At 40.7% G+C, this 9525-nt stretch carries 8 protein-coding genes; 4 read left to right on the top strand and 4 right to left on the bottom strand.

Annotation, left to right across the window (positions count from 1 at the left end):
• Positions 1 to 9 precede the first annotated feature (9 nt).
• From CU053_RS06185 to CU053_RS06170, 4 genes are all read right to left on the bottom strand, one after another.
• Positions 10 to 954, bottom strand: coding sequence for an ABC transporter permease (locus CU053_RS06185; protein ID WP_100550449.1), 945 nt, complete (start codon positions 952 to 954; stop codon positions 10 to 12).
• The gene (locus CU053_RS06180) at positions 951 to 1865 is read right to left on the bottom strand and encodes an ABC transporter ATP-binding protein (RefSeq protein WP_100550448.1); all 915 of its coding nucleotides are present in this window, start codon (positions 1863 to 1865) and stop codon (positions 951 to 953) included. The genes CU053_RS06185 and CU053_RS06180 overlap by 4 nt, the downstream gene beginning before the upstream one ends.
• Positions 1865 to 2860, bottom strand: coding sequence for an HlyD family secretion protein (locus tag CU053_RS06175; protein WP_158107046.1), 996 nt, complete (start codon positions 2858 to 2860; stop codon positions 1865 to 1867). Before CU053_RS06175 ends, CU053_RS06180 begins: the two co-directional genes overlap by 1 nt.
• Positions 2861 to 3231: 371 nt before the next feature.
• On the bottom strand, positions 3232 to 4161 hold the full coding sequence (locus tag CU053_RS06170; protein ID WP_158107045.1) for a LysR family transcriptional regulator: 930 nt from the start codon (positions 4159 to 4161) through the stop codon (positions 3232 to 3234).
• A 476-nt stretch (positions 4162 to 4637) separates the two neighbouring features.
• Between CU053_RS06170 and CU053_RS06165 the strand changes: the two genes are divergently transcribed.
• The 4 genes from CU053_RS06165 to CU053_RS06150 all read left to right on the top strand — a co-directional run.
• Positions 4638 to 7529: a hypothetical protein gene (locus tag CU053_RS06165; RefSeq protein WP_100550445.1), complete on the top strand. Its 2892-nt coding sequence runs from the start codon at positions 4638 to 4640 to the stop codon at positions 7527 to 7529.
• Positions 7530 to 7903: 374 nt separating this feature from the next.
• Entirely contained in the window at positions 7904 to 8626 is a 723-nt protein-coding gene (locus tag CU053_RS06160) for a hypothetical protein (RefSeq protein ID WP_100550444.1), read from the top strand.
• A gap of 179 nt (positions 8627 to 8805) precedes the next feature.
• Positions 8806 to 9240, top strand: a complete 435-nt coding sequence (locus CU053_RS06155) for a hypothetical protein (protein ID WP_100550443.1) — start codon at positions 8806 to 8808, stop codon at positions 9238 to 9240.
• 18 nt (positions 9241 to 9258) lie between these two features.
• A partial coding sequence (locus CU053_RS06150; RefSeq protein WP_233263350.1) for a hypothetical protein occupies positions 9259 to 9525 on the top strand: 267 nt, incomplete at its 3' end.

The following is a 9525-nucleotide window of genomic DNA, read 5'->3' as shown; positions in this document are numbered from 1 at the left end:
AGGCGATATTTAGGTGTCATGTAGTGTGATTGAGGGCAAAAAGAAAAAAATAGCCATCTGCATCGCTTGTAGCTGCGTTTTCGCCAGGGTTGAAAAAGTAATCCCTACCAGAAGATTGGCCACAATAAATGGGAATGTCGCCAGAACAAGCAGCATGACATTACCATAAAATGGCACATTAAAAAGCATAATCGCAGAAACTAAAATCAACAGCAATTGCACATAACCCACAAGAATATAAGGCGTGATCTTACCAAGAATCACTTCAAGCGGTCTCACGGGTGTTGCTAAAAGCGACTCCATTGTCCCCACCTCACGCTCACGCGTGACAGCAAGCCCGGTCACCATCACCAAAATCATGGTCAGAATTACGCCTGCGAGCCCTGGCACTATATTGTACTGAGTAATTTGTTCGGGGTTATATTTATTATGCACCACTACATTAAAGGCTGGTTTTTCTGCTTGCAGATAGGTCAGTCCATTTTTCATGAAATCACGCTGAAACACTCTATTTGTCAGCTCGTTGATGGCATTAATGGCATTGCCAGAGGCAGAAGGATCACTCCCGTCAGCAACGAGCAATATGCTCGGCTTGTCACCCCGTAACATCTTTTGGGTGAATCCTGCCGGGATTTCAATAATAAACTGAGTCTCAGCCTTTTGCATCAGGGTCTGTGCCGTTTTTTCAGAAAGATTGACATGGGTAATATCAAAATATTGACTGTTCTGCAAGGCTGAGACTAATGCTCTTACCTCTGGCGTATTGTCATAATTGTTCAAAACCGTCGGCAGATGCCGCGGATTGCTGTTAATGGCATAGCCAAATAAGATCAATTGAATTATCGGAATACCCACAACCATCGCAAAAGTGATCCTGTCGCGGATCATGTGAGTGAACTCTTTTGTCATTACTGCAATATAGCGCTGCAGGCTAAAAATACGTGGCTGCTTCATGAAAAGTTATCCTGATGTTGTTGCATTAAATGAATAAAAACATCTTCAAGCGAGGGTTTGATCTCTTGCCAGTTATATCTGCTGTTACTCCTAATGATATCCGTTATATCAACACTTTTTGACGCGCTCACGTGCAGATCCAGACCAAATGCCGAGACTTGAGCAATTTTATCATTTTCCTGCAGTCCCTTTTGCAATAAGGATAAGCTCTCCCCGCGCACCACCCACGTTCTAAGACCCACCGAATCGATGACTTCAGCACAGGTGCCATTGACTAATAAGTTACCGTAGGCAACGTAAGCAAGCTTATTACAGCGTTCAGCTTCATCCATATAGTGTGTGCTCACTAATGTCGTGATCCCTTGCTGCGCCAAACGGAAAATTTCATCCCAAAAATCACGCCTGGCTTTTGGATCAACACCCGCCGTTGGCTCATCCAGCAGGAGCAGCTCTGGCTCATGAATTGTCGCAACGCCCAGGGCAAGTCTTTGTTTCCAGCCACCGGATAAGGTTCCTGCAAGCTGGCTTTTGCGCGCCCGACCAATTTCCAGTTGATCGATGATTTTTTGTACTTTCTCTTTGCGATTTGCAACATTAAAAAGCCTGGCAAAAAAATGAAGGTTCTCCTCTATCGTCAGATCGCTATAGAGGCTAAATTTTTGTGTCATGTAACCAACTTTCTGCTTGATGAAAAAGCCCTCAGTTCTGATGTCATACCCAAGACAGGTCCCTTCTCCGCTGTCAGCCGTCAAAAGCCCGCAAATCATGCGAATCGTCGTCGTTTTACCAGAACCATTAGGTCCTAAAAAGCCGTAGATATCGCCTTTTTCCACTTGAAGCGCAACATTATTAACAACTTTTCTTCCATAAAAACTTTTACTGATATTCTTCACATCAATGACAAAGGTCATTACCGCACTCCCTGAAGATAGACGCTCACAGGTTGTCCTGGGTGCCATACTTTTTGTCCATTATCCAGACCTGGTTCAACCGCCGCTTCCACTCGGTAGCTTAAATCTGTACGAGTTGACTGGCTATAGATGACAGGCGGGGTATATTCAGCTTCTGGCGAAATATAGCGTATCGTCGCCGTTGTCTTTTCCGCCGAACCATCCACCGTAAAATAGATTTTTTGCCCAATGCCAATCTCATGTAATTGCGTTTTTGTCACATAGAAAATAAGCTTGATTTGATGTGGTACCAGCAAAGATACCACTGGTCTGAAACTTTGTACTTGTTCTCCCACCCAATAATAGGTATCAAACACCATCGCCGCCTCTGGTGAGGAAACCTGTGTCTCGGACAGATTCCATTGCGATAATTCCTGATTTTTCTCACTGGAGTGAAACCTGGCATCCGCACTTTGGATCAGTTTATCCCGTGCACTAATCTTATAGGTCTCCAATTGCGCGTTCAGCGTTGCTAACTGCGCCTGAGCCTGATCATATTGAGACAGATCCAGATCGTACTCCTGCTGTGAGATATCCCCTGTTTTAAGTAAAGATGCTGCACGCTGGTAGCTTAGTTGAGCGTAGTTTAAATCTGCTTTTGCCTTAGCAATCTCTGCTTCAGCCTGGTTAATATAAGGCTGTTGTTTGCCCGTCAACAGATCCTCGTAATTGTATTTATCGGCAAGCGTCAACTGTTGATCAGATTCAAATTTCAGCTGATATGGTGTGGTTTCTAACGTAAACAACACTTGCCCTTTTTTAACATATTCCCCTTTATGCACTGCCAGGGTGACCAATTTGCCCGACACACTTGGGGATATATAACTCAGATTTGCCTCAATATACCCTGATAAAGCTGTTGCATCTTCCCGTGAAAAGCGCCACACCAGCGCTAAAGCGATCACAACCAATACCAAAATCAGCCCACTGATGATTGTTTTTAGACGCGTCGTCACTTCCTTCTCCTTAGCCAAGCGGTATGGCAGATTACACCTGTTAGCACAATACTTCACCTTTTCAATTAACTTTCAGAATTCCAGGCTTAAACAGACTTTCAGCCCACTGTCATCCTGCGCGAAACGGAGCACGAAATGACCAGACAGTCATTTTTCTCCCAACCAGAATAAGTAGGGGTAAAGTAAAAGTCAATTAGCAACACATACAAAACATGACCCACAGACAAACCGTCTTAAATGAAGCATCGTAAGAACTACTTGAAAAATTAACTGGGGCAACTGCCCTCCCCTTTTTGCTACAGACTGATTATCGACCAATCGGTCTGTGGAAACCTTTCGCGTAATAAGCGTTTGGAGAACGGTTAAGGGCTTTACGTTTTTAGGCAAAGCTTTTCTTTCACTAAGGACAACACTTCATTCTTAAACCATACATGGGATGGCTCAATCATGACCTTATCCGAATAATAGAGATAGTATGATATTTTGTTTGGCTCAACATTCAGCCTTAATGCGGCTAAATTCATAAAAAAAAGCTTCTTATACATCTGGTATAAGCTACTCGTTGACGTTAGCACGCAGTTATGATCCAGAACTAACTGATATATGGCTCCCAAATTATCTGTGGTTGCTAATATGTTCCGACTAATCTGGTGCTTATTAAGAAGTGCATTTAATGGATCTGAATCGTTTTGGGAAGAATAATGAGTAGCTACATGAGTTGCCTTTGCATAGTCCTTAATATCAAGTACACCTTTATTTGCAAGAGGATGATGTTTGTTCATCAGCACAAGAAACTCATCTTCATACATAAAGGCTCTTTCGTAACCATGAACAAAATCCATCTGCGTAAGTATAAAATCATATTCATGCCAATCAACAGCCATAGAGTTCTTCGGAACCCTTAGTACATCAACATCCAGAGTGACTTTATATTTTTTCATACGCATCAACAGTTCAGGATAAATAAGCACCTGCAAAATGGGGGAAATACCTATGCGAAAATGACTTGCTACTGTTTTAGGATCAAAAGGCTGCTCGTAAAAAGATAAGCGCTCAAATTGCGCCATGGCTTGAGTAACCACTGGGAACAAGCTGATGGAACGATTTGTTGGTACCATCATATTGTCCTTGCGATAAAACAATTGATCATTAAAAATACTTCTTAATCTGTTTAACCCATTACTTACCGTTGACTGAGTTACAAAAAGTTTCTCAGCTGAAGATGAAATACTTTTTGTTTCATATATTGTGTGAAACAGCTTTAACAGATAGTAATTCAGATTGTACACTGCAGAGCTCATACATACGCCCATATCTATGTTTACTTCGGGTACATTATAACCACTGACAGGTAAAAAAACATTCACAATTAGTAAAAATAAATTCTATTTATGAATTTATTTTGGTCACGCTTCTAAGCAGTTGGCTGCCCCGCCTTTTCTGCCTGAGGTTGCTGCTGGTTTCAGCATTTGCATCAGATATAGTTATTTCTCGTACCACATGTATAGCCTATGAAACAGTTTCCTGATAATTGAAGCTTGCTATTTAATTGTGTTTAAGCATAATGATAACCGTTATCATAAAATTGAGATCGTTTAGGATGAGTAAATTTCTTCGAGCCATTATTGTACCTGCATCGTTGTTCTGTTACTTACAGAGTTATGCAACAACAGCTGGAAAATTCGTGTGTACCTACATTAATGGCAGGTTAGTGTCTAGCACTCCGAGCGCATTCTATACTCTTTGCCCACGAGTTTACCCTGGACCAATATTTTATGTGAAGCCAGCTGGTATTACAGACTTGTTAAATAATGACCAATCTATACGTAAAAAATTGTATTACAAGGATACAGGCTTTAATGCTACTGAATTTCCTTATAAAAACTGGCTGTATAACACTGGGGAGGTGGCAATCATAAATCCTAAGGAGTTTGCTGAGGGTAAATATCCATGGTCCTCATTACAGGATATGGCAAAACAATATTTTGCAGAGGCTTATGAGCCCCTGAGGAGAGAGCTGAGATATCTTTATGATGACGAGTCAGAGCTGCAAGCTGAGACTAAGAGACGTATGGAGAATGCCTTAAAAGCGTATAAAAATTTATATGTTTCATTCGCCCTGGAAGAGGATGGTGAAGAATATACATTTACTGAGCAAATAGCTCCTGACAACATTGATCAGATTTATGCAGAATTTATGGATAGTAAAAAACTTGGTAATCACCTGCCCCAATGCTTACTAGAGCAGGTGAAAAAAAATAAGGCTGACAAGAGATTAAAACACAACCAGGAAAGCATTGATATTTTTCCTATTGAAATTTATACGACCAAAACAGGCATGTTTTCGGTAACTTATGACTCTTCACAGGAAGGTAATTTTTATGGATGGGGCTTAAATATACTTCCAAGACTTATCTATGAAAATCAGAACGTTACCGCCATAGAATACAACTCAAAGTACTATGAAGTTACCAGTGAGAAGCATGACGATATCAGCTCAACTTACTCTACTGAACAAAAAGCTTTTACATTTGACCGTGGACAACATCCTGTAAAAGTAGAAGACAACTTTAACGGCATAACCATCGAATTTTCTTATGCTAAGTCCTCACTGACAACCATTTGTATTCGAAGCTTATCAGAGAGCGAAAAGATTTTAATGGACATAACGCTTGAATATTTCCCCACGGATAATAAAGTCATCATTAAAAAAAATGATCAGAAGATGGCTACTGTGCTGATAGATCAGGTAAATCAGGAAAAATTAATTCAATCCGTCACCAACCCTGTATCTGAAACAACAAAATTTACGTATAACCCATTTAATAAACTCAGCTCTATTTCTTACCCTTCAGGTTTGCAAAAAGAGTTTCAATATTTCGATGAATATAACGATATACTCAAGTCGACCTCCTTGATTGATCGCATGCTCGGAATACAAAAATTTATTTCTGATATCTTCTATGTCAATCTCAGCACTGAAAAAAATAAATGTGAAATAAAAAGGGTAAATTCTATTAGAAATGCTCAAGGAGACGAGCTTACCAATGTGGTGCAGTTTGCAATAGACAATGCCATGACAAAAGTTGGCACTAGGCTTAGCAATTTATATAAAACCATTTCGGCATATGCAATAGACTATGCCGCTTCAAGTATAAGTGTGAATTTCCAAGGTCACTCAGACACGGTTACGTTTTCGCAGTTACAACAAATATTGGGAATTAAGTTTAACTTTGATAACATTGCCAATAAGAAGCTATCAGCTGATTTCTCATCAGGAAAGTCAATGCAAATGACAACTGAAGATAAAACAACAACATTACAAGAGGGTCTAAATAGATATGCATACCATTACGGAAATTACGGTTTGCTAGACAGTATCCATGCAGAGAACTATTTTCAGAATATCAAGTTACCATATTTTAATCATCAAGCTTTAACATATAAATACGACTTCAGGGATAAAGCCTTGACTGCTAAGGTCTACGGTGACGATGATAAATATTTTGAGTCTAAGTTAGTATTTAATTCATACAGTGATTTCACTCTATATGATAGAAACAACCAGACAGTTAAGTTTAAATTAGATGAAAGCAGGAGACCAGTTTCTATAGATGATAGCGCACAGACGCTACTGAGTTATGATTATTTTTCGTTTGAAAAGAATGGCTTTAATGCTGTCACCATAGATCAAGGCGGTGATATTACGAGCTATTTCTTAGATGTATTCAATATTCCCTACGGGGATGTGTTTTCAGTTCACCCTCAAGCATTATTGGCTAACCAACCTGAGGCTATCTATGAGCAAAGTAGTAGAGTATCTTCAAAATTAAACGATCAAATCATAAATCTTAAGGATTCAGATTTTTATGAAACTATTCAATCAGCAGTTAAAGAGCTTATCGTTCCTGCCATATCAAGCTCTGTAATATATCTGGCTTACACCAAAGATGCTTACTCAAGTCAGCTGGACAATAATGGTCTTATAGAACGGCGAGTCATGCTTAATGCACTGATACTTTCTATTATTACAACCACAAGTTTAAATGCCATTGTTGATTATTTCTCAGAAGCAAAAGAAGAACCTTTGACAGATAAGATAATAAAACCGTCTATTGAATTAGGCGGTCGAATGTTCAGCAGTATATTCCAGTATTTGGAAATGACCAGTGCTGTGGATCACAAGTCGATTCAGGCAATATTAAGTGGGGTAATGGAACATATTTTGTGGGAGTTTTCAAACCAGCTGCATCATCACTCACACTCAGAGTGGTCAAATAAGCTCATGGGGACGCTTTTAAATGGTGCGATACATGGATTTATTGATGGTGGAGGTGCATATTTATGTGAAAAATATATTCCTGAGGAAAATTATGGGCACGAAATCTGCGGATTTGTCCGTGGAATGGTATCAGAACTTGCCAGGTTGGCTTTTCAACAGTATCTGTCTCCAGCCATATTTGGGTATAAAATAGAAAAGCAGCTCTCTTCTTATGATATAGCACATATACTTTGCGGTGCAGCTGCGACAGGCATAGTTGCTGCTGGTTCTCACCATTTCTACGACAGGGTATCTGCAAGCGACAGAACCCCAAGTGATTTTAATCGTGCCATAGCTTCTAGCATAGTATTTGCTTATCCGTTACCTGCTCTTTTACCCTATTCATAACAACTCTGCATATTTTCCGCCCACCAGCCGTTATTCCCCTCTTTTCAAGAGGGGTGCCTTGCAAGGCGGGGTGTTTTTCAAAGCGCATAGGTGCTCAGCACCATGACAGCGGGAGGAAGGATGGTCAGAGCTAAAACTCATAACAATAATTTATGACAATTAGTTAAAATTATTGTTTTTTATTTACAAAATGATAGACAAAACAAAAAACAATCTGTAGCATAACTTCCAGGGATGTTCGTGTTTTTAGACTTTAGATCTGGCATCTAAAGCAATTTCCAACAACCTCATAGGGGCGTTTTATTATGATTCGCCAAAATAATTAAATATTATATCTCGTATATTTCCAACCCAATTATTAGAGGAACATCAAGATGAGAAAGATAAAATTATTACAATGTTTAGGTGTGATTGCCAGCAATGTGGCGTTGTTTGATGGAGGTTATGCAGGTGCCACGGGGAATCTCGGTTTTTGTGTCTATAACAGTGTAGCGCCTACGCAGGATGAAACCTTTGTGTTTACCCAGACACCTGGTACACAATGTATGTATCCAGACGGCGATGATTCGTGTGATGGTGGCAAATGTACCTTTCCCAAACAAGAAAAGACCGTTATTGTAAAGATCCCTGTGCCCGCAAACCAGGCAGGTTTAGTCTGTGTTGATAAAGATGATCATGGGCAGGTTTGGCATTTTGAACGTGATTTAACCCCTACTTGCGACACCAGGAATTCGGTCATGCATATGTCCGTTCACTCGACCGAACGACCAGAACGCTCACTGGCATTTTCACTGGGGACAAATGGCTCTGGTTGGTGGTGGACATTGTTTGGTGATGATTATTGGAATTCACAGAAGCTTCCCCTTAGCACTTTGCAGTTATCGTCTACTAGTGCGTTATCGGGCACGAATGAAATTTATTGCCCGTATGGCTGGTGTACCTCTGGGGAATCGCCAGGCAGTACCTTGTATATCATCTATTCACCCGAYTTTTATCTGGAAAATCCAGCGCAAGCCATGATTGCTCTGCCGAATACCATGACCTCACAAGCAGTCGCAAAATTTGCACAAGAAGCCAAAGAAAATCAGGTGCGTTAATGTGCATCTGCAATATTCTGGGATCATTCCCTGCGTGGTATCACAGTGTGCCGCAACATAAATCATACAGAAATAGATGAATATGAAAAACGTGCGGACAGATTGGCTGGCAAAACCGTTTTACGAGAAAGTCAGTCGTTCAGCCGTTTATCTCAAACCCATATTAAAGGAGCATCAAAATGAGAAAGGTGAGATTATTACAAAGTGTAGGTGTGATTGCCTGCAGCTTGGCATTAATTGATGGAGGTTATGCAGAAGATTGGCAACACTCTTCTCATAAGGGGAATCATGAGGGGAATCTGGGTTTTTGTATCTATCGCAGTTCCCCAAGTAGCGCCGAGGAAACCTTTGAGTTTACCCAAATGTATGGTACACAATGCTTTTCCCCAGTCGGTTCTATTGCGCGGCGGAGCGGTAACACATGCACCATTCCCAAAAAAGAAGGAGCTACTATTACAACGAGGAAAGTGCCCGCAGGTGGGAAAGGTTTATTCTGTAAGGATAAAGAGTATAAAGATGATAAAGATGATCAGGGGCATCCCTGGCATTTTGAACGCGATCCTTCTTGCGCCACGAGCAATTCGGTCATGCATATTGCCGTTCACTCGAAGTAAAACCCAACGATTCCACTGGTGTTTTCACTGGGGACGACTAGCTGGGACACGGATTGGTTGAAATTGTATGGTGATGATTATTGGAATTCACAGGAACTCCCCCCTGGTCTTTTGCAGTTATCGTCTGGTGAGACGTTAACGGGCACGAATGAAATGTATTGTCCAGATGGCTGGTGCACCTCTGGGAAATCGCCAGGCAGTACCTTGTATATCATCTATTCACCCGATTTTTATCTGGAAAATCCAGCGCAAGCCATGATTGCTCTGCCGAATACCATGACCTCA

The organism is Caedibacter taeniospiralis, assembly GCF_002803295.2.
GTDB classification, from domain to species: Bacteria; Pseudomonadota; Gammaproteobacteria; order Francisellales; family Francisellaceae; genus Caedibacter; species Caedibacter taeniospiralis.
This window is presented reverse-complemented; position numbering and strand designations above follow the sequence as displayed.